18 protein-coding genes are annotated in these 19,947 nt (G+C 46.0%); 7 read left to right on the forward strand and 11 right to left on the reverse strand.

Annotated elements, in window-relative coordinates:
- Window positions 1-5: 5 nt before the first annotated feature.
- The 3 genes from IKN49_00180 to nifU are packed head-to-tail and all read right to left on the reverse strand — an operon-like array spanning window position 6 to window position 3,530.
- Window positions 6-1,457 (reverse strand): bifunctional metallophosphatase/5'-nucleotidase, encoded by a 1,452-nt coding sequence (locus tag IKN49_00180; protein ID MBR3631482.1) that lies wholly within the window; start codon window positions 1,455-1,457, stop codon window positions 6-8.
- Window positions 1,458-1,498: 41 nt separating this feature from the next.
- Window positions 1,499-2,671, reverse strand: a complete 1,173-nt coding sequence (gene nifS / locus IKN49_00185) for a cysteine desulfurase NifS (GenBank protein MBR3631483.1) — start codon at window positions 2,669-2,671, stop codon at window positions 1,499-1,501.
- 1 nt (window position 2,672) lies between these two features.
- A complete protein-coding gene (gene nifU / locus IKN49_00190; protein MBR3631484.1) occupies window positions 2,673-3,530 on the reverse strand; it encodes a Fe-S cluster assembly protein NifU in 858 nt (285 codons plus the stop codon).
- Window positions 3,531-3,904: 374 nt separating this feature from the next.
- Between nifU and IKN49_00195 the strand changes: the two genes are divergently transcribed.
- From IKN49_00195 to IKN49_00220, 6 genes are all read left to right on the forward strand, one after another.
- Window positions 3,905-4,474: a prepilin-type N-terminal cleavage/methylation domain-containing protein gene (locus tag IKN49_00195; protein MBR3631485.1), complete on the forward strand. Its 570-nt coding sequence runs from the start codon at window positions 3,905-3,907 to the stop codon at window positions 4,472-4,474.
- Window positions 4,475-4,515: 41 nt separating this feature from the next.
- Window positions 4,516-5,349: an NAD(+)/NADH kinase gene (locus IKN49_00200; GenBank protein ID MBR3631486.1), complete on the forward strand. Its 834-nt coding sequence runs from the start codon at window positions 4,516-4,518 to the stop codon at window positions 5,347-5,349.
- On the forward strand, window positions 5,349-7,001 hold the full coding sequence (recN, locus tag IKN49_00205) for a DNA repair protein RecN (GenBank protein MBR3631487.1): 1,653 nt from the start codon (window positions 5,349-5,351) through the stop codon (window positions 6,999-7,001). The genes IKN49_00200 and recN overlap by 1 nt, the downstream gene beginning before the upstream one ends.
- A 94-nt stretch (window positions 7,002-7,095) precedes the next feature.
- Window positions 7,096-7,419, forward strand: a complete 324-nt coding sequence (locus IKN49_00210; protein ID MBR3631488.1) for a hypothetical protein — start codon at window positions 7,096-7,098, stop codon at window positions 7,417-7,419.
- Between the two features lie 45 nt (window positions 7,420-7,464).
- Window positions 7,465-8,841 carry a hypothetical protein gene (locus IKN49_00215; GenBank protein ID MBR3631489.1) on the forward strand — a complete coding sequence of 459 codons (1,377 nt, stop codon included), beginning with the start codon at window positions 7,465-7,467 and terminating at the stop codon, window positions 8,839-8,841.
- Window positions 8,841-9,947, forward strand: a complete 1,107-nt coding sequence (locus IKN49_00220) for a glycerate kinase (protein ID MBR3631490.1) — start codon at window positions 8,841-8,843, stop codon at window positions 9,945-9,947. Before IKN49_00215 ends, IKN49_00220 begins: the two co-directional genes overlap by 1 nt.
- Here IKN49_00220 and IKN49_00225 read toward each other — a convergent pair.
- The 8 genes from IKN49_00225 to hpt form a co-directional block, all read right to left on the reverse strand.
- Window positions 9,942-10,589: an HAD family hydrolase gene (locus tag IKN49_00225; GenBank protein MBR3631491.1), complete on the reverse strand. Its 648-nt coding sequence runs from the start codon at window positions 10,587-10,589 to the stop codon at window positions 9,942-9,944. The two genes, IKN49_00220 and IKN49_00225, sit on opposite strands and share 6 nt — an antisense overlap.
- A gap of 98 nt (window positions 10,590-10,687) precedes the next feature.
- Complete coding sequence (locus IKN49_00230) at window positions 10,688-11,578, reverse strand: alpha/beta hydrolase (protein ID MBR3631492.1); 891 nt, start codon at window positions 11,576-11,578, stop codon at window positions 10,688-10,690.
- 38 nt (window positions 11,579-11,616) lie between these two features.
- Window positions 11,617-12,507, reverse strand: coding sequence for an NAD(P)H-hydrate dehydratase (locus IKN49_00235; protein MBR3631493.1), 891 nt, complete (start codon window positions 12,505-12,507; stop codon window positions 11,617-11,619).
- 8 nt (window positions 12,508-12,515) lie between these two features.
- On the reverse strand, window positions 12,516-14,357 hold the full coding sequence (gene glmS / locus IKN49_00240; GenBank protein ID MBR3631494.1) for a glutamine--fructose-6-phosphate transaminase (isomerizing): 1,842 nt from the start codon (window positions 14,355-14,357) through the stop codon (window positions 12,516-12,518).
- A gap of 10 nt (window positions 14,358-14,367) precedes the next feature.
- Window positions 14,368-15,084 carry a pyridoxine 5'-phosphate synthase gene (locus IKN49_00245; GenBank protein MBR3631495.1) on the reverse strand — a complete coding sequence of 239 codons (717 nt, stop codon included), beginning with the start codon at window positions 15,082-15,084 and terminating at the stop codon, window positions 14,368-14,370.
- On the reverse strand, window positions 15,081-16,433 hold the full coding sequence (glmM, locus tag IKN49_00250) for a phosphoglucosamine mutase (protein ID MBR3631496.1): 1,353 nt from the start codon (window positions 16,431-16,433) through the stop codon (window positions 15,081-15,083). Before glmM ends, IKN49_00245 begins: the two co-directional genes overlap by 4 nt.
- Before the next feature lie 39 nt (window positions 16,434-16,472).
- A complete protein-coding gene (ftsH, locus tag IKN49_00255; GenBank protein MBR3631497.1) occupies window positions 16,473-18,413 on the reverse strand; it encodes an ATP-dependent zinc metalloprotease FtsH in 1,941 nt (646 codons plus the stop codon).
- Entirely contained in the window at window positions 18,413-18,931 is a 519-nt protein-coding gene (gene hpt / locus IKN49_00260; GenBank protein ID MBR3631498.1) for a hypoxanthine phosphoribosyltransferase, read from the reverse strand. The genes ftsH and hpt overlap by 1 nt, the downstream gene beginning before the upstream one ends.
- Before the next feature lie 387 nt (window positions 18,932-19,318).
- Between hpt and IKN49_00265 the strand changes: the two genes are divergently transcribed.
- Window positions 19,319-19,864: a prepilin-type N-terminal cleavage/methylation domain-containing protein gene (locus IKN49_00265; protein MBR3631499.1), complete on the forward strand. Its 546-nt coding sequence runs from the start codon at window positions 19,319-19,321 to the stop codon at window positions 19,862-19,864.
- Window positions 19,865-19,947: the final 83 nt, after the last annotated feature.

A 19,947-nucleotide genomic window follows, 5' to 3' on the forward strand; every position in this document is an offset into this window, starting at 1 on the left:
ACGCATTAGGGCAGTTGTATCACACGCCCTGCCGCTGGCACTGAAACAGATTGTTTAGCCAGTGCTTCTTCAATTAACTGCCACATAGTTATCTGGCCTACTGCTTGTTTATCCGTCGAGTCAATGGACTGAAAATGTTTTCCCCGCGCTAAAAAAGAATTGGTAGCCAGTGTATATTTTTTACGATTTTCTACCGGTTTACCATTGATTAAAATTTTCACTTGTTTGGGTTGATTTTTCTTATTCTTTTTATAGGTTACGGTCAATCCGCTATACGCTAGCAAATTGCGAGGTAGCAAAGTTTTTTTGACTAATTGTTTAATAAACCTTCCGTCTACGTTCATGCTGACTAGCGTATCATCAAACGGGAAAAAATCTAACAAATCACGCTTGGTAACTGGCCCAGCTGCCAATCCTGTACGCACCCCGCCGACATTGCTGATAAACACATCCGCTTTGGTATAGGACCGCCCGATATCGGCTACCCAATCATCCGCCACACTATCTTGGGCCGGAGCAACTGCTTTAGCTGGTAATGGTTGAGCCAGCGTGCCTAATACTTTTTCCAGTCCCGGTTCACGTAAACTCTCGGCATATTGCTTGATTTTTTTATCTTCACCGGTTTTCGAAATGGTTAAGGGAATTAACTGCGCCTGTATAGAGGTAATTTGGCGGGTTTTATCATCTACATCAATCGTAATTTTACCTACAGATTTTAAATAATATCCCACTTCATTATATAACACTCCATTGAGCCGCTGATTCGTAAACACTTTGTGTGCATGCCCACCCAATACAATCTGCACTTTTTGGCCATATTTTCGGGCAATATCCCCCAAGTAAAAAGGACTCTCCGGGCGGTCATCTGCCAACGAATCATGTGCCAGCACTACCACGACATCTGCTTGTTTTACCTCAGGCTGTGCCAAGGCCTGCTCCAAGGCATCTAGCGGTTTGGTAAACGTATATTTTTTAGTGGCTTTGGTAGGGGTGCGGTTAGCAAGCCCTATGACTGCTATTTTGATACCATTGACGGTAAATACTTGATAGGGTTTGACAAAGGCCGGACGTTGATAGCTATCCGCTTCAAAAAAATTGGCCGCTAAAATAGAAAATTGAGCCTGTTTTAGCATATTTTCCAACCCGTCATCATAATAAGCAAATTCATGATTGCCAATGGTGGCCGCCTGATAATGCAGTTTATTCATCAGTTGCACGGCTTTGATTCCTTTGGAATTTTTAGTTTCGGCAGTACCTTCGGCAAAATCGCCGGCATCTACCAGCAGATAAGGATTTTTTTCTTGCCGTAGCACCGCGGCTAAGGCCGCAAAACCGCCTTGCCCGTTTTTGGGATAAAAAAACCCGTGTGTATCGCTGGTGTGATATATCACCGCCGTTTTGGCTGACAGCCCAAAAGCAATAACCATTAAAAACAAACTTAACACTATTTTTTTCATATTCACTCATTAAAAAGGGGGACTCTTTTCTCCCCCTTTTTTTATTTTTCTGCTAACTTAGCAAATGGCGAAATTTTGCGCAGATTTTCGATAATACCCGGTAATACTTCCACTACCTTATCCACTTCTTCGCGGGTGGTTTCTTCGGACAAGGAAAAACGCACCGACCCGTGGGCAAATTGGAAATCCACTCCCATCGCGCGCAACACATGCGAGGGCTCTAAAGAACCCGAAGTACATGCTGAGCCGGAAGAAGCGCAAATGCCATATTCGTTCAAATGCATTAAAATGGCCTCTCCCTCCACATAGCCAAAACTGATGTTGACGGTATTGGGTACGCGGTGGTCCGGATCTCCGTTTAACTTGCTGTCGGGAATTTTTTCAAGTAAACTCTTCTGTAAATAATCCCGTAGCGCGGCCATTTGAGCAATGGCCGGGCCGTCCGCACGTGCTTTGGCCAGTTCGGCGGCCTTACCAAGCCCCACAATATAAGGGATATTTTCGGTGCCGCCGCGACGGGCTTTTTCTTGGTGTCCGCCCATCATAAATTCCGTAAAACGAGTCCCGCGGCGTACATACAAAGCCCCCACTCCTTTAGGCGCATTAAATTTGTGACCGGACAAAGACAACATATCAATAGCGGTATTTTTCACATCTAACGGCATTTTGCCGATTACTTGCACGGCATCAGTATGGAACAAAGCTCCGTGCGCTTTGGCCAGCCGGGCAATTTCGGGGATTGGGAAAAGGGTGCCGGTTTCACTATTGGCCCACATCACAGAGACCAGTGCCGTATCGTCGCGCAAAGCGTTTTTATATTGATGCATATCAAAGCGGCCCTGTTTATCTACCCCGATATAATCTACTTGATATCCTTGGCTTTCCAAATAACGGTACGGATGCAAAATGGCCGGATGCTCTACAGCGGAAGTAATAATATGTTTTTTCTGCGGAAAACTGCGCACCGCGGAAAAAATGGCCGTATTATCACTTTCAGTCGCGCAAGAGGTGAAAATAATTTCATCGGCATACGCCGCGCCGACTAAAGCCGCTACTTGTTTGCGGGCCTGCTCCATAGCGTGATGAGATTCTGCCGCCAGCGGATACATAGAGGAAGCGTTGCCGTATTTTTCCGTAAAATACGGTTTCATCGCTTCAAATACCGCCGGAGCGACCGGCGTAGTGGCATTATTATCCAAATAAATCAGTTTCATATTAGGCCTTTTCTACCGTCACCGCAGGATCTAATTTTTCCTGCAAAGTCTTTTCAATAAAACCTTTCAAGGTTACATCTGCGGCTAAACAGCCCTGGCACATACCGATCAAACGCACTTTAATCACTAGGCCGGATACGTCCACCAGTTCCACAGAACCACCGTCTTTATTGAGTTGTGGGCGGATGTCTTCTTCCAACACTTTTTCAATGCGTTTGATTTTTTCCACGATGGTTAAATCAGCAAATTTTTTGTCTGCGTTATCGGCACTGGGTGCGGGCACTGCGCACGAATTGACTTTATCTAAAATTTTTTGAATATCGCCTTTGCACTTGCCGCAAGCACCGCCGGCTTTGGTATAAAAGGTGACTTCTTCAACCGTCGTCAAATGATTGGTGCGAATGGCCTTAATAATGGCTTCTTCCGACACATTAAAACAATGGCAAACGATTTTTTCGGCTTCCTGCTCAAATACCACCGGCTTGCCGCCTTGACGATAACTTTGCACCGCCGCTTCTAGGGCTTCCATTCCCATCACCGAGCAATGCATTTTTTCAGCCGGCAGAGACCCTAACTCATCAGCAATGTCTTGATTGGTTATTTTGGATGCTTGCTCCAAGGTTTTACCTTTAATCATTTCCGTTAATACAGAAGAAGAGGCAATCGCGCTGGCACAACCAAACGTTTCAAATTTGGCATCTTCAATGACTTCTGTTTCTTTATTAATTTTAAGTGTTAATTTTAAAGCGTCCCCACACACCAAACTGCCTACCTGACCGGTAGCGTCGGCATTTTCAATGGCCCCCACGTTGCGCGGATGGCGGAAATGATCCATTACTTTCTCTGTATAATCCCACATAAAAGGCTCCTTTTGTATTCTTCTATATTATAGCATTTCTGAAAATTCACTATCCGCACCAAAAATTTACTATAATGAAAAAAATTATACAGGAGAAATTGAAGTACACGCGCTACAACGCGTAAAAATACAATTTTGAACTGTTTTTGGAACCGTATGAAGAATACGGCATACTGAAAAGTACAGAGCAACGCCAAAAACAGCCAATTTAGGCACAAAATAAACGGACTAATTACCCGGGTGTTTTGTGCCGAATGTTTGCCGTTCATTAGAACGGCAAACTACGGCTGTTTTCTACTGGCTTGGTTGCTCTGGCCCGGGAAAACGGCCGTTTTTTATGTCGTTTTCAGGGCCGACCATAAAAAGGAGTAGTTATGAAAAAAGGATTCACCTTAATTGAACTGTTAATAGTTGTGTTAATTATAGGCGTACTGAGCGCCATTGCCCTGCCGCAATATGAAAAAGCCGTGGAAAAGAGCCGGGCCGCAGAACCCATGACTTTACTTAGTGCTCTAGGTAAAGCCCAAGAAGTATATTATATGGCTAACGGAACCTATGCAGATACTTTTGATTTATTAGATGTGCAAATACCCAATAATTATCAATCTTCAGACAAGTGTTCTTTATTTAATGATAGTACGGATTGCGTGGCAAACCAAGACTGGGCTATTGGCTTTTTAGAAGATAAAACTTGGGGATGGACTTTCTTTTTTGCAGTACGTTTGCAGGGAAAGTATGCTGTAAAAGAAAATAGTGAAAATCAAGCTGTACTACTATATTTATCAAAACGCCCATCTAACACTAGTCAAGCTTTGCCACAACATGAACATACCGTTATGTGTTCATCAAATGGAAATTATTGTAAAACTGTACTCGGCGGAAAAGCATTTAGTGGGTGGAGAAATTCAAACAGTGGGGGCTCGCATACAAATCACACCTTATAGTTTCTGCATCCATTCTTCCCTTTTTGCTAAAATGATAGGGTATGAGTTTTTCCAATATCCTACTAGTGTGCAATCCCTCGCAATCGCAGGCCGCGAAAACCGCGGAGCACTTGGCGGATTTTTTGCATACCAAAAAATGCGCGTGCACGATTACCGATGACTATAAAACTATCCCCGGTACGCCCGCGGATTTGTGTATTAGTTTAGGCGGGGACGGCACCATTTTGCGTTGCGCACGCATTACCGCGCCGCTGCACATTCCCGTACTGCCGATTAATTGCGGCAGCTTGGGTTTTTTGTCGGCGTGCGAGGCACACGAAGCGGAACTCGTTTTATCCCATATTTTAGACGGAAAATACAACATTCATACGCGCTGGCTTTTGTCGGCCGATATTTTCCGCGCCGGGCAGCCCGATGTCAAAGGCGCACTGGCCTTTAATGATTGCGTCATTAAAGCCAGCCAGCCGCGTGCCTACACCTTGCAAGCCCAGCGCAACGGACAATTTTTCAAACAGTTTTACGGGGATGGTGTGATTATTGCTACGCCGTCGGGCTCTACCGCTTATTCGTTAGCGGCCGGCGGGCCGATTGTAGAGCCGCAACTAGATGTATGGACCATTACGTCCATTTGCCCGCATTCGCTAGCTGACCGCGCTTTGCTGCTCAATGCGCAAGCCGAGTTGACTTTCTTTCCGCAATTTAAGAACCCGGCCGACCGGGCCGCGGTGAGTTTAGACGGTCAAGAAAATTTTATCTTGCAAAATGCAGACCGCGTAGTCTTGCGCCGCGCCACTTGCCAGGCGCAGTTAATCACTACGGAAAATTTTGACTTTTTCAATCGTCTGCACCAAAAATTAGAATGGGGGACCCGCTAATGCTGCGCCAACTGACCGTACGCAATTTTGCCATTATTTCCTCGGTTAGCTTTACCCCCAAACCCGGACTCAATGTTTTCACCGGGGAAACCGGCGCCGGAAAATCCGTAGCCATCGCGGCCTTAGGTTTTGTACTGGGAGCGCGCGGCTCTGTATCACTTATCAAAGACGGCACCGATAAATTGGAAGTCAGCGCGGTCTTTGATAATTCCCTATCTAAAACCCTGCAACAAAAATACAACATTTCTTCCGCTACTTTTACGCTGACCCGCACTTTAGACCGTGGCGGAAAAGGCAAATCTTATATTGACGGAAAACCCGTACCGGCGGCCGCACTAGCCGAACTGGGGCAACAGTTAGTGGATTTTCACGGCCAGCACGAACATCAAAGTCTGCTTCGCCCCGATGTGCAACTTAATTTGCTAGACACCTATGCCAAACTGCTCCCTTTACGCGATAAAACCCACACCGCTTGGCACCAGTGGCAAGAAGCACAAGCCCGCTTGCAAGCGGCCAGTTTGTCCGAACAAGAAAAACAACGCCAATTGGATTTATACACTTTTCAACTGCAGGAAATTGAAAATGCCGCGCCCAAAGCCGGAGAGGATTTGGAATTGGAGCAAAAATTGCCGCAACTCAAACACGCCGGTAAATTAGTGGAATGTGCCGCGCAAGCATACCACGATTTATACGAAGATGAAAATGCCGCCGTAACGCTGGTAGGCCGCGCGTTGCGCCAAGTGCGTGACATGGCACAACTGGACGAACAAGCCCTGCCGTTAGCCGACCGTTTGGCACAAGCCGAAACCCTGCTGTCTGACACCTGTGAAGAAATTGCCTCTTATCAGCAGGATTTACATGCGGACCCGCAAATTTTAGACCAAATGCTTTCCCGCCACGAAAAACTCAAACGTCTCAAACTTAAATATGGACCGGAACTTGCCGATGTTTTGCAAACCGCCGCGGATATGAAAGCACAAATTGACCGTTTACAAAACGCGCAGTTAGTGCAGGAAGAACTCACCCAGCAGGTCCAGCAAACTCGCCACCAGTTAGACCAACTATGCGAACAATTACACGAAAAACGCTTAAAAGCCGCCGAACAATTAGCCGCCTGTTTACAGCAAGAAATTGCTCCCTTGGGTTTTAACGGACTGCAAGTGGAAATCGCGGTAGAAATGGACAGCGAAAACCCCACCGCCACGGGCGCTGACCGAGTAGAATTTTTATTGTCCCCCAACCCGGGTCAAGAATTACGCCCACTACGCGCCATTGCCTCCGGCGGAGAATTGTCCCGCGTCATGCTGGGACTTAAAACCGTACTGGCCGGAGAAATACCCGTCATGATTTTTGACGAGGTGGACACCGGTATCGGCGGACGGACCGCCACATTAGTCGGGCAAAAATTGCGCTGCGTGGCCCAAAATCGCCAAGTGCTATGCGTCACCCATTTAGCCAGCGTAGCCGCTTATGCACAAGCACATTTTTATATCGAAAAATGCACGGACGGGAAAAAGACGGAAGTGCAGCTTTCCGCTCTCTCAGACAAACAGATTACGCAAGAAATTGCACGCATGTTGGGTGCATTGTCCGACACCGATAAAACCGCTTTAGCCCATGCACAACAAATGCGCCAACAAGCTAATAAATAATCTGTTAAAAAGTGTTCTTATATCCGTTTCTTTTGATACAATATAAATGTTAACGGCAAAATTGTTTTGCCGAATTTGAAATAAGGAGTATGCTATGTCTTGCAAAAACAAGTGTTGTTGGTGGCCGCATAACTGGTTGTGCTTGAGAGGTTTATACTGGGTATTTGTGGCATTTTTCTATTTAGCCGTTGTATACACGGTATACGTATCTTATATGATGATTGCCACTCCCATGTTAACCGGTGTAGCCTTCTGGGAAAGTTTCTTATCTTTCTTAGTCAACGCCATCAGCTTAATGGTAGGTTTCTTGACCGTGGCGGCCATTTTGAAAGCCCTGCGCAAAATCGTTCATGCAGTTGCACCGTGCTGCTGCCAAGAAAAGAAAGAAGAAGTAGTCGTAACCAAACAAGACAAATAATCTATAAAAGGCGGCCGTCAAACGCCGCCTTTTTATTTCAACATTATGAAAAAATATATCCTTTTCGCATTTTCTGTATTACTGATTTCCCCTCTGTTTGCTGAAACCGTTAAACTCAAAGACGGTACTTTTGTGAGCGGTTCCATCACCTCTCAAACCGAATATACGCTCAATGTACGCACTTCTTACGGACCGGTCGTGCTCAATCAACGCGAGGTGGAGGCAATCTTGCCCGATAAACACCGTGTCTATTTGAAGGGTGGCACTCAACTAATCGGGGTCATTACCGATCTAGACGAATTTAATCTGAAATTGCAAACCGATGACGGAGTCGTTAATATCGATATGCCCCAAATTGTATCGGTGGAAGTGTACGATTACGAACAGGGCGATTCCGCCAAAAAAACAATTGAACAACATCAAGCCGCACAGCAGGCGCAAGAAGCTGCTGCTGCCGCTGCGGCGGCCGCGGCCGCTGGTGTTTCCGTCGGAGAAGGGGCTGCTTCAACCGCTACCGCCGTTGGAGAAGACGGGCTTAGTTTCGATGCGGATATTGAAAAGGCCTTTGATGCAAAAAAACCTGAAATTGTAAACGGTCAAGTACAAACCGTGCGGGAAGTTTCTGCAGCGGATATCCGCGCGCAACAGGCCGCTGCCATGACCGATGAGGAAGCATTCTTGAAAGGAGTCACCCCTTCCAAAGCCGAACAAATCAAAGAAACTGCTGAGGCAGCCCGTAGCGGAAAACTGGAAAAAATCAAACAAACCGAAGCTAAAAAAACCAAACGCCCCAAAGATGCCACCAGCAATAAATTTCTTTCTATTTCCGTAGGTGCTCAAGGCAATAAGTTAAAACTAAATAATTCCGATAAAAAAGGTTTTGATAAAAATGACGTGTACGATATAGGAGGCACCTCAGTACGGGCAGAGGCCACTTTTATGTGGCGTCTAAAAAGCAGTAATTTTTGGCTGGGTCCGTCTTTAGCTTTTGCCAACATTTCCAAAAGTTCCTTTACCGATAAAGACCCGGGTATTGAGCAGGCCAACGCCGCAGCGGAGGCCGCAGGACGCGAATTGCCCTATCCGCCGGGCTCTAACTTAGACGTAGAAACCAGCGGTCAAATGATTGATATTTTGCTAAAGGGAACTTACTATTTCAATCCGGATAGTTTATTTTCCGTCTATGCTACAGCGGCGGGCGGCTATCGTTTCTTAACACTTAACTACCGCGGAGTTATCTCCGGTGATACAATCAATGTCGGCTCGCCACTAGCTGTAGCGGGAGTGGGCGTGCAAACTTATTTAGATGATTTACTGATTGGACTGGAAGTGACCGAACATATAAATATGTACCAAGATGAATTTAAGGATTCTGCCAAAGCAAACACAGTAGCTTCCTTAACATTTAGCTGGAAATTTTAATGCACATTTTACTCTTACCCAATAGTTTGAAAGGATCTCTCAGCGCGCGCCAAACGGCGCGCGTTTTGTGCCAAGCGTTACAGAAAAAACACACCGTTCGCGCCGTTGCGCTTTCGGATGGCGGAGATGGATTCATCGATTTCTTTAGCACCTTGTATCCGTCAGCACGCAAAGTGTATCTGAGCGCCCAAAATGCTTTCGGCAAATCCGTCCGCACATCGTATTTATGGATACCTAAACAAAAAACCGCCGTGCTGGAAACAGCCCAAATTTGCGGATTGGGACAAGCTAAAAAAGAGGAATTAAATCCCTTGGGGGCTTCTTCTTTTGGGGTAGGACAGGTATTACTGCACGCACTTAAAAAAGGGGCTAAAAAAATTTATATCGGGCTGGGCGGCGTAGCCTGTAATGACGGCGGTGCCGGTATCGTACAAGCACTGGGAGCTTTATTTTTAGATAAACACAACCGCGCGCTGCGCCCGGGGGCCAAACCGCTCTTACAACTACGTAGTGTAGAGTTCTCAGCGCTGCGTCCGCTTTTACGCGGCGTGCAAATTTATGCAGTGGCTGATGTAATTAATCCCATGCTCGGCCCGCAAGGATCCGCACGGGTGTATGGTCCGCAAAAAGGAGCCACCCCGGCGCAAGTGCGCACCTTGGAAAAAGCACTCTGCGCGTATGCCCGCGTGCTTAAGCGTGTTACGGGAAAAGACATTGGCCATACTCCTTCCACCGGAGCGGCAGGGGCATTATGCGCCAGCCTATATGCACTTTGCGGAGCTAAAATTATTTTAGGAGCCGATTTTTTACGCACCCATCTGCCGTTGGCTACCTGGGCCAAACGGGCCGATTTAATCATTACGTGTGAAGGAAAATTAGACCACCAAACTCTATTTGGCAAAGCTCCGCTGGCCGTACTCCAAGTAGCCAAAGCGCAACACAAACCCGTTTTGTTTATTTGTGGCCAATGGGAAGGAAAAGTGCTTCAAAAATTACCGCGCGGTACGCAATTAAAATTAATCTGTTTATCGGATTTTGCCGCCGATACGGCAGATAGTATCAACCATGCCGGTCGCTATTTGCGCCGTGCCGTACAAACCCTATAAAAATTTCAAAATATCAGCTGCTTTATGCGCTACGTACGCAGGGTGATAACTTTGCAGTAAAGACAAAGAACGAAATCCCCACGTTACCGCACATGCTTGCACGCCGGCATTTTGCGCGGTCTGCATATCCACTTCCGAATCCCCCACATACAACGTATCTGCCGAAGAAACCGCACTCTCCTGGCAGATTTTTTCCACCAGCATCGGATGCGGCTTAGTAGGAAACCCCTCACGTTGACCATACACCGCAGTAAAAGAAATAGTCGGAAAATAATGAGCAATCAATTCAGAGGTGGCGGCTTGGTATTTATTGGAAGCTACGGCCAGTTTAATGCCACGTTGTTGTAATGTTTCCAGTAGTTCTGTAATGCCTGCATACGGTACGGTTAAATCTGTTCCGTGCGCGTTATAATACGGTACAAACAACTCTTTGACGCGGGCGATATCTTCTGCACTGCGATTTTGCTCCGGTAAAGCCCGCTCAAAAAGTTTATAAATACCGTTTCCGACAAACTGTAAGTAGGCCTCTTCTTTGTGCATAGGAAAACCCAATTGCACCAATGCCTGATTGGTAGCGGCGGCTAAATCCGCGATGGTGTTAAGTAGTGTTCCGTCCAAATCAAAAATGACCAGTTTCTTCATACATATATTGTAGAAATTTTCACCAAGGATCTTTTTACCGAATAGAAGATTTACAAAACCCCAAGATAAAATATCTTGGGGTTTTATGTGAGTAAATTTTACGCCAGATACGTTCGGAAGAAATCGCCCATGCGCTGCTTATACTCAAAGCCGCCCACTTCGGCACACTGATTGTGCTTGGCGCCCGGAACGAGCCAAATTTCTTTCGGTTCGCCGGCATTTTTATAGAGCAGTTTGGCTTGAGCGGCCGGCACTAAATTGTCGTAACGGCCATGGATAATAAAAATCGGACGCGGCGTAATTTTCGGAACATTAAATTTAGGACTGTATTGCTCCGGATTAGCTCCCAAGCGTTGACGAATATAGTGTAACACAATGGGCATCAACGGGAAATACGGTACTTTATTGTGTACCCAGGCCCAGCGGGATACCACTTTGCGGAAAGAATAATACGAAGCCTCTGCCGCCACGCAGGCAATTTCCGGATTGTTCGCTGCTTCGTAAATGGCCACCATACCGCCCATGGATAAACCATACAAACCGATTTTTTCACAAGCAAACGGACGCGTCTCTTTTAAGAATGAAATCGCCGCCTGCAAATCTTTCGTTTCCAAATAACCGATAGAGCTGATTTTGCCGCCGCTTTCTCCCAAGGCGCGGAAGTCAAAATACAGCAAGTTAAAACCTAAATCGCGCAGGAAGCAAGTATTTCTAAAAATATCTCCGCGGTTCATACCCCAACCGTGCATCAAAATAATGGTTTTGTTGGAATCGGGATTGGGTAAAAACCATCCTTTGAGTTGCACTTTATCGGCGGTTTGAAAGCAAACATTTTCGTAGGCCAAACGATATTGGTCCGGCCACACATCCAAAGGTTTTCTTTTGGAAACCGGGTGCAAGGCCTTCTTGGCGATGCGGGAACATCCCCACAACACCGCTAAACAACCTACTGCCAGTACTAATAAAATAATTAAAAAGATTTGAAGCATATTTTGATTTTATAAAATATCCGTCGTATTGTGCTGATTTATTTTCCGCGTAGGAGTTTTTTCATGGCACGGGGCAACTGCATGGCCACGTCAGAAGCCAGCACACAACGCTCGCTTAATGCTTGGGCCGCCAACTCACCGCATAACCCGTGTAAATATACACCTGCCGCCGCAGCTTTAAGAGCGGAGGCTTTATTAAAACCTTCCGCCGCTACCCATTGAGCCCATAATCCGGCAATAATACCTCCCAATACATCTCCGGTTCCGGCTTTTGCCAGGGCTGGGCCGCCGGTAGGATTAATATAAGTAGTTTTTCCGTCTGTTACCACACTATGAAAACCTTTAAGCACACTCACGCCGCCTGTTAAATTACTTAACTGCTTGGCCTGTTGGATACGTACTTTTTCCAGTGTACTGATTTCCCCACCAATCATCCGTTTCATCTCGGCCGGATGCGGGGTACAAATTACCGGAACACGCCGGCAAATCTGATCCCAATGAGGAGTGCGCGCTAAAGCGTTTAGCGCATCTGCATCCAGCACCGTGGGGAATTGTATTTTTTTCAAGAAAGGAATAATAAAGGGCGCCTTAGACAAACCCGAGCCAATTAACACAACAGACGGTTCAAATTGCTCTACGTAACGTAACAATACGGAAGTGGCCGAGGCGGAAATCACTCCCTCTTTTACCGGTAATCCCAGTGTCAAACTCTCCGGCAATGCGGCCGCGGCCATTTCTTGGCGGTTGCGTGGCAAAGCCAAACACACCAACCCCGCGCCTGCCTGTAATGCTCCTTTGGCACACAGCACTCCTGCGCCGGACATACAGTCCGATCCGGCCACTACAAGCACACGCCCGAAGGTGCCCTTATGGGCCGTCTTCGGGCGTTGTGGTAAAAAGGATTTAACTATCGCGCGGGTTAGGCGCATAAAACTCCTTATTCTACGGTCACGCTCTTAGCTAAATTGCGTGGCTGATCGATATCGCGTCCCAAACGTTTTGCCACCCAATAGGCAAAAAATTGTAACGCAACAATATCCAATACCGGTTGCAAATACTCACTGGCTTGCGGCACAATAATTTGTTTATCCGTCACCGCCGCCGCTTCTTCTTGTCCGTCCGGCGTAGTAACAGCTATCACAAAGGCACCGCGGGCGCGGCATTCTTGGCAAGCAGAGAGCATCTTATCAAACAACTGGTTTTTAGGCATCAGCACCATTACCGGTGTGCCTTTGTCGATTACAGAAATCGGCCCGTGCTTAATCTCTCCCGCAGCAAAACCTTCGGCGGAAGAATAAGAAATTTCCTTCAGTTTCAAAGCACCTTCCAAAGCAATCGGGAAATCTACATTGCGGCCCAAGAAAATAAAGCGGTCAGATTTGTAAATCTTGCGCGTCAAATGTCGCACCGTGTATTCAATTTTCAATGTTTCCGCTACCGCTTTCGGTACCGCCATTAATTCTTTATACAGTTTGTTAAATTCACTTTGGCTGATATTTCCCGAAGCATGCCCCAAGAATATAGCCAGCGCATACAAGGAAATAATTTGACTGGTAAATGCTTTTGTGGAAGCCACGCTGATTTCCGGCCCGCAATGCGTATAAAATACACTATTGCACGCACGGGTTAATCCAGATCCCAGCACATTACAAATCGCCAGGCGCTTAAATCCCAAATCTTTCGCCTTTTTCACCGCGCCCAAAGTATCTGCTGTTTCACCGGATTGGCTGATAGCAATACACAGCGTATCTTTGGCAGGCGGAATCGTACGGTATTTGAATTCACTGGCTAAATCCACAGATGCGGTCACGCCGGCAAAATTCTCTAAATAATACTTCCCAATTAAAGCCGCATGATAGGCCGTTCCGCAAGCCACCATGTATACATTGCGAATTTTGCGCAAATCTTCTGTCTTAAGTCCCAAAATACGGGCAAAGTCTGCACGAGCCGTACGCAACGTATCTTCTAAGGCTTGGGGTTGCTCATAAATTTCCTTGAGCATAAAATGTTTGTAGCCGCCTTTCTCAGCTGTTTTTTGATCCCAAGACACTTTGATGGGTTTGGCTTTCATTTCCTTGCCATCTACTCCATATACAGTTACTTTTTCCGGGGTGAGAACTACGGTTTGTCCGTCTTCCAAAAATAACACTCTGTTGGTATGTTTGAGGAAAGCCGGCACATCGGAAGCTAAAAAGTTCTCCGTTTTACCTACGCCCACTACTAACGGGCTTTGATTCTTCACACCGATAATTTGATGCGGAGTCTTCGTCCACATGACGCCGTAGGCAAAAGCCCCATGCAACTCTGCATTGGTTTTCATGACCGCTAATAACAAACGCTCTTCATCTGTTTTGGCAGTGACATGTTTCAGATTTTCTTCAATCAAATGAGCAATCGTTTCCGTGTCGGTTTCGCTTTGGAATTTATGGCCTAAGGATTGCAGTTTTTCCTTAAGAGGCAAAAAGTTTTCGATAATCCCGTTATGCACCACCACAATGTCTCCGCTACAATCGGTATGTGGATGTGAATTTTCTTCACTGGGTTTGCCATGAGTGGCCCAACGGGTATGCCCAATTCCGCACGATCCTTTCGGACTTTCCAGTAGGGCCGCCTTCTCCAGTTCCGCCACCTTGCCTACAGCACGGATACGATGTGTTTTTCCATTTTCCGCCACGGCAATACCTGCAGAATCATAACCGCGGTACTCTAATTTTTTAAGTCCTTCAATCAAAAACGGAACGCTGTTTTTAGTGCCTACATATCCAATAATTCCACACATAGAAATCTCCTTAGAGCAATTCTTTCATTCCAGACACAGCATTAGGCAACCCCGCCAATACCGCACGGGAAATAATAGAAAACCCAATGTTTAGGCAACTCATACCACACAAATCTGCTACCGGTAATACATTTTCATAATCCAGTCCGTGACCGGCATGCACTTCCAAGCCCAATTCTTTGGCAAGTAAGGATGACATGGCTAAATCTTGCAACAGGGCCGCACGTTGTTTAGCGGTGCGCGCTTGGCTGTAATCGCGCGTGCATAGTTCCACAATATCTGCCCCGCATTTGGCAGCCGTCCGTACGCTATCTGCCGTCGGGTCAATAAACAAACTTACGCGGATTTTTTTCTTTTGCAGGGCTTCGGTCATGGCGCGGATACGGTCAAAATTTTTTGGCGTAAATTTCAGCCCGCCCGTAGTGGTTACTTCTCCCGGTTGTTCCGGCACGATACATACAGAACCGGGTTTGTATTTGAGAACCATTTTCTGCATTTTCTCGGAAAAATTACACTCCAAATGAATGTATTTACGATACACTTTACACAAACGGGCTAAATCTTTTTCTGTCATATGGCGATCATCGTTACGGACATGTATCACGATATAATCGGCTCCCATCGCCAAACAAATCTCGGCCGCCATCAGCGGATCCGGATAGGTTTCTTGCCGAGCATGGCGCAAAGTGGCTACATGGTCAATATTAACACCCAACTGTAAACTCATTTTTTATCCTCCATATGCACCCGATAGGCCGCTTCGGCCGCATCAGCTACACGTTGCACTTCGGTTGCTTGTGCACCTTCCACTAAGATACGCAATTTCGGTTCCGTGCCGCTATAGCGCACGAACACACGTCCTTTACCGCCCAAGCTGTTTTCCAACCGATAAATTTCATCCAAAAAACCGGACAAACTTTCTAAATCCGGTTTGCTGGTAACCGCTATGGCACGTAATTGACAAGGATATTTTTCCCATTGCCATGCGAATTGGCTAACCGTTTTGCCGGATTTTTTAGCAAATTGTAAAAATTGCAATGCCGATAAAATTCCATCTCCGGTGTTCGCAAATTCCGAGAAAATAATGTGGCCGGATGTTTCTCCGCCTACGGCTAAACCTTGCTCTTTTAACACGCGGGCCACATGCTTGTCTCCAACGGGAGTCAGCTCCACATTTACACCTTGTTCTTGCAAAAAATTAATACATCCCAAGTTTGCCATGACCGTCATGACTGCTTTGTTCTGGGGTAATTTTCCGGCTTGGCGTAAGGCCAAAGCTGCCGCGGAAATAATATACTCGCCGTCTAATTGGCGACCGGTCTCGTCACTAGCCATTACACGGTCAGCATCTCCGTCAAAGCTAAAACCAACATAAGCACCGGTCTCTTGGACGAGTTGTTGCATCTTTTCCGTATGCAAAGCGCCCACCCCTTTATTAATAAGCGCTCCGTTGTTTTCAGCCGCCATGACCACCACGTCCATTCCTAATGCACGGAACACATCCGGTGCAATTTGGTGAGCGGCACCATTGGCGCAATCCAGCACTACTTTAGTGCCTTGCAACAATTTAGGGTCAACGGTGGACATTAAAAATTTTTTATATCCCACCACCAGTTCCGGAGCCGGGCGATAGTTGCCAACCGGAGCCGGTACCGTATCTAATTGTTCGATCGCTTGTTCGATTTGTTCTTCCAGTGCTTCCGGCAATTTAGTACCCGTCGCACTAAAAAATTTAATTCCGTTAAATTCAGGGGGATTATGACTGGCAGAAATTACCACACCACACACGCTACCGGTTTGTTTAACAGCTGTAGCTACGGACGGAGTGGGCGAAACACCCATATCGAGTACGTCCGCTCCGGCGGCCCGGATACCGGTGGCTAAACTTTTTAGAATAGCAGGGCCGGAAAGGCGGGTATCCCGCGCAATTATGACCTGCTTTTTGAGATGTTCTTTTTCGGCATATTGGTCTAATGCTTTCAAAGCACCATATCCTAGTTTACAAATAAAATCTTCTGTCAACGGAAACTGGCCTGCTACTGCACGCACGCCATCCGTACCAAAATATTTGCCCATATTCCTTCCTTTTGTGCTCGCCGGCACAAATTTCAAAAGCTAAAACAGCTCCGCCTGATGCGGTCCTTCTTCTTTTTCAGCAACTACAGTCGAGGAAGTTCCCTCTTGAGGAGCCGAAGTTTTCTTTTCCGCAGCCTCTGGCTGGGCGGCAGTTTCTTGTTTCTTAGGAGCTAAGCCCAATATTTCATCAATCTCTGCCGCTTCCACGACTTCTTTTTCTAACAGACGTTCAACCAATTTATCAAATTGTGCACGGTGAGAAGTAATAATTTCCTTTGCACGAGCATATGCACTGTGCAATGTATCGGAAATTTCGCCGTCAATACGTTGTGCCATTTCTTCCGAATATTGGCGGTGGCGGGATAAATCCCGTCCTAAAAACACTTCACCTTCTTCTCCGCCCGGCAAAGCAATGGGACCTATTTTCTCGCTCATTCCCAGTTCCATAATCATCTTACGGGCATAAGCGGTTGCTTTATTCAAATCGTCGCTAGCACCGGAGGTGATTTCTCCAAATACCAACTCTTCCGAAGCTCGTCCGGCCAGTAAAATGCAAATCTTATCCAAGATTTCAGACTTACTGGTTAAAAATTTATCCTCTAGCGGCAACTGCAAGGTGTAACCCAGCGCTTGACCGCGCGGCACAATAGTCACTTTATGCACCGGATCGGAATGATGCGTTAAACGGGCCACGATTGTGTGCCCCACTTCGTGCGCGGCAATGATTTTCTTTTCTCTTTCTGAAATGATACGGCTCTTTTTTTGCGGACCGGCTAATACACGTTCCACCGCTTCGTCCATATCAGCATTGTCCACCGCTTCTTTATCGGCGCGCGCGGCCAAAATGGCGGCCTCATTCACTACGTTTGCCAAATCTGCGCCGACAAATCCGGGCGTTCCTTTGGCAATGATTTTCAAATCTACTTCGGAAGCCAGTTTGACCTTTTTGGCATGCACCTTCAAAATTTCTTCGCGGCCTTTCAAATCCGGAGCTGGCACAGATACGTGGCGGTCAAAACGTCCCGGACGGACTAAGGCCGGATCTAACACATCGGGTCGGTTGGTAGAGGCCATCAAAATAATACCTTGTTTACTTTCAAAACCGTCCAACTCAATAAGGAGTTGGTTCAAGGTTTGCTCTCTTTCATCGTGCCCGCCGCCAATACCGGCAAAACGTCTGCGGCCTACCGCGTCCAGCTCATCAATAAAGATAATGGCCGGAGCATTCTTTTTGGCCTGTTCAAACAGGTCCCGCACACGGGCTGCTCCAACGCCGACAAACATCTCTACAAATTCAGAGGCAGACGCACTGAAAAAAGCCACACCGGCTTCTCCGGCTACCGCTTTAGCCAGCAAAGTTTTACCTGTACCCGGAGCGCCATATAACAAGACACCTTTGGGTAATTTACCACCTAATTTTTGGAATTTTTTTGGATTTTTCAAAAACTTAATGACATCTTGCAATTCTTCTTTCGCTTCCTCTACGCCGGCCACATCTTTGAAAGTAATGGTTTGCTTAGAAGGGTCTTGCATTTTCGCTTTGCTACGAGCAAAGTTCATGGCACTTCTTCCGTCATTACGCTGCGGACGAATAAACACAAACCACCACAGACCAATCAATAGCACAATCCATAACACGTTAAACAAAATGTTACTGACCCAGCTATTGTCCGCCTGCGCCTTATAGGCCACTTGTTTGGATGTTAATTCTTTTACCAGTTCCGGATCTTCTATGCGCACGGTTTTGAACTGCGCTTCCTTGCCATCCGCATCTTTGAAAGTTCCGGTGATGAGCGTAGGAGCAACCGTTAAATTAGACACTTCTCCGGTAGCCACTTTCTGCTTAAAGTCAGAATAATCCAGTTCCTGTGTTTTACTGCCGGGACGATTAAACAAGAAAACAGCCACGGCAAAAATGGCCACCCACATCAAAATTTGATTGACGGAAATAATCCGACGATGATTGTTTTTATTATTCATTATTTCTTAAAAACTCCAATATACGGTAAATTGCGGTATAGTTCATCATAATCCAGCCCATACCCGATTACAAATTCGTTCTCAATTTGGAAACCCACATATTTTGGGGTGATGTCAACTTTGCGATTGGCCGGTTTATCAAGTAAGCAACAAATTTCAATACTGCCTGCTCCGCGGTTGGCTAAATTTTTTAGCAAATAATCTAAAGTTAAACCGGTATCTACAATATCTTCTACAATGACCACATGGCGGCCTTTGATACTTTCACGCAAATCAAGCATCGTGCGCACTTCGCCGGTGGAATTGGTACCGCAATAGGAAGAAAGGCACATAAAGTCCATTTTGCAATCGATACTGATTTCACGGAGCAAATCTGCATAAAACATAATACTACCGCGCAAAATACCTACAAACAAAGGTTCTTTCCCTTTATAGTCGGCAGAAATTTCTCTTCCTAATTCTGCGATTCTGTTTTTCAATTGTTCCTGCGAAATTAAAATACGTTCCAGCACCGGCATATTGGACATAATTTCCTCCCAAAATGGTATATATACAGCATACCTTTTTTAGAGAGCGCTGTGAAGGGGGAAAAAGGCAGTACCCCCCTAAAAATAATGATTCACTAAAAATTTGTTATACTAAAAGGGTAGTACACAATTTATTCTGTTTTTGGAACCGTTGAAGAGACGGTGCGCTTTTGGGATACCAAAGGCAATAGCGAAGTCCAAAAACAGCTCGTTATCAGGCACTACATACCGGAGCCGATCCCTTTGGTGTGTGGTGCCGAGCGTTTGCCGCATCTTTAGGTGCGGCAGACCACGGCTGTTATATTTGGGGTCAACTTCGCTAGGCTCTGATATAGCAGCCGTTTTTGTTGGGTTTCAAAACAGAAAAAGGAGAATGTTATGAAACACAACAAACGGGGTTTTACCCTCATTGAATTATTAGTAGTCGTGCTGATTATCGGCATTTTGTCAGCCATTGCTATCCCGCAATATCAGAAAGCCGTAGAAAAAGCAAAAGCAACCCAAGCTTTAACTCTTCTAAAATCGATTCAAACTGCTGAAAATGCTTATTTTCTAGCTAATGGGACTTATGCAATAAATGATTGGTCTCTACTTGACGTACAAATAGATTGGCCCGATTCAACAAAAAAATGGTGGGAAGGCGGGAAAATACCAAAAACCAATGGAGAGTGGGTTTTAGAAATTTTCCAATGGGGAACAACTTCGATTGTTATGGGAAGAATTGAAGGGAATCATCAAGGCGGAGCTTTTATTTTACCTTTAATTCCATTTCCCGGTACAGATAAAATTTCTGCAAATCAAATTTATTGTGCAGAAAAGCGATGTTGCGGAACGGTATATAGGGGGACAGGTTATTGCGAAAAAATATTTGGAGGAACTAAAATTTATAGTGATGGTGGAGAAGATTGGTATAGTCTACCTTAAATATTTTTTATTAAGTACTATAGGATATGCCACCAAGCAACAAAACCCGATACGTTATGTGTCGGGTTTTGTGCGTAAATCCT

It is taken from the genome of Elusimicrobiaceae bacterium, from assembly GCA_017528825.1.
Classification (GTDB): domain Bacteria; phylum Elusimicrobiota; class Elusimicrobia; order Elusimicrobiales; family Elusimicrobiaceae; genus Avelusimicrobium.

Coding starts and splice junctions, on each gene's coding strand:
- IKN49_00180 (MBR3631482.1), bottom strand. CDS start 1,457: ATGAAAAAAATAGTGTTAAGTTTGTTTTTAATGGTTATTGCTTTTGGG.
- nifS (MBR3631483.1), bottom strand. CDS start 2,671: ATGAAACTGATTTATTTGGATAATAATGCCACTACGCCGGTCGCTCCG.
- nifU (MBR3631484.1), bottom strand. CDS start 3,530: ATGTGGGATTATACAGAGAAAGTAATGGATCATTTCCGCCATCCGCGC.
- IKN49_00195 (MBR3631485.1), top strand. CDS start 3,905: ATGAAAAAAGGATTCACCTTAATTGAACTGTTAATAGTTGTGTTAATT.
- IKN49_00200 (MBR3631486.1), top strand. CDS start 4,516: ATGAGTTTTTCCAATATCCTACTAGTGTGCAATCCCTCGCAATCGCAG.
- recN (MBR3631487.1), top strand. CDS start 5,349: ATGCTGCGCCAACTGACCGTACGCAATTTTGCCATTATTTCCTCGGTT.
- IKN49_00210 (MBR3631488.1), top strand. CDS start 7,096: ATGTCTTGCAAAAACAAGTGTTGTTGGTGGCCGCATAACTGGTTGTGC.
- IKN49_00215 (MBR3631489.1), top strand. CDS start 7,465: ATGAAAAAATATATCCTTTTCGCATTTTCTGTATTACTGATTTCCCCT.
- IKN49_00220 (MBR3631490.1), top strand. CDS start 8,841: ATGCACATTTTACTCTTACCCAATAGTTTGAAAGGATCTCTCAGCGCG.
- IKN49_00225 (MBR3631491.1), bottom strand. CDS start 10,589: ATGAAGAAACTGGTCATTTTTGATTTGGACGGAACACTACTTAACACC.
- IKN49_00230 (MBR3631492.1), bottom strand. CDS start 11,578: ATGCTTCAAATCTTTTTAATTATTTTATTAGTACTGGCAGTAGGTTGT.
- IKN49_00235 (MBR3631493.1), bottom strand. CDS start 12,507: ATGCGCCTAACCCGCGCGATAGTTAAATCCTTTTTACCACAACGCCCG.
- glmS (MBR3631494.1), bottom strand. CDS start 14,357: ATGTGTGGAATTATTGGATATGTAGGCACTAAAAACAGCGTTCCGTTT.
- IKN49_00245 (MBR3631495.1), bottom strand. CDS start 15,084: ATGAGTTTACAGTTGGGTGTTAATATTGACCATGTAGCCACTTTGCGC.
- glmM (MBR3631496.1), bottom strand. CDS start 16,433: ATGGGCAAATATTTTGGTACGGATGGCGTGCGTGCAGTAGCAGGCCAG.
- ftsH (MBR3631497.1), bottom strand. CDS start 18,413: ATGAATAATAAAAACAATCATCGTCGGATTATTTCCGTCAATCAAATT.
- hpt (MBR3631498.1), bottom strand. CDS start 18,931: ATGCCGGTGCTGGAACGTATTTTAATTTCGCAGGAACAATTGAAAAAC.
- IKN49_00265 (MBR3631499.1), top strand. CDS start 19,319: ATGAAACACAACAAACGGGGTTTTACCCTCATTGAATTATTAGTAGTC.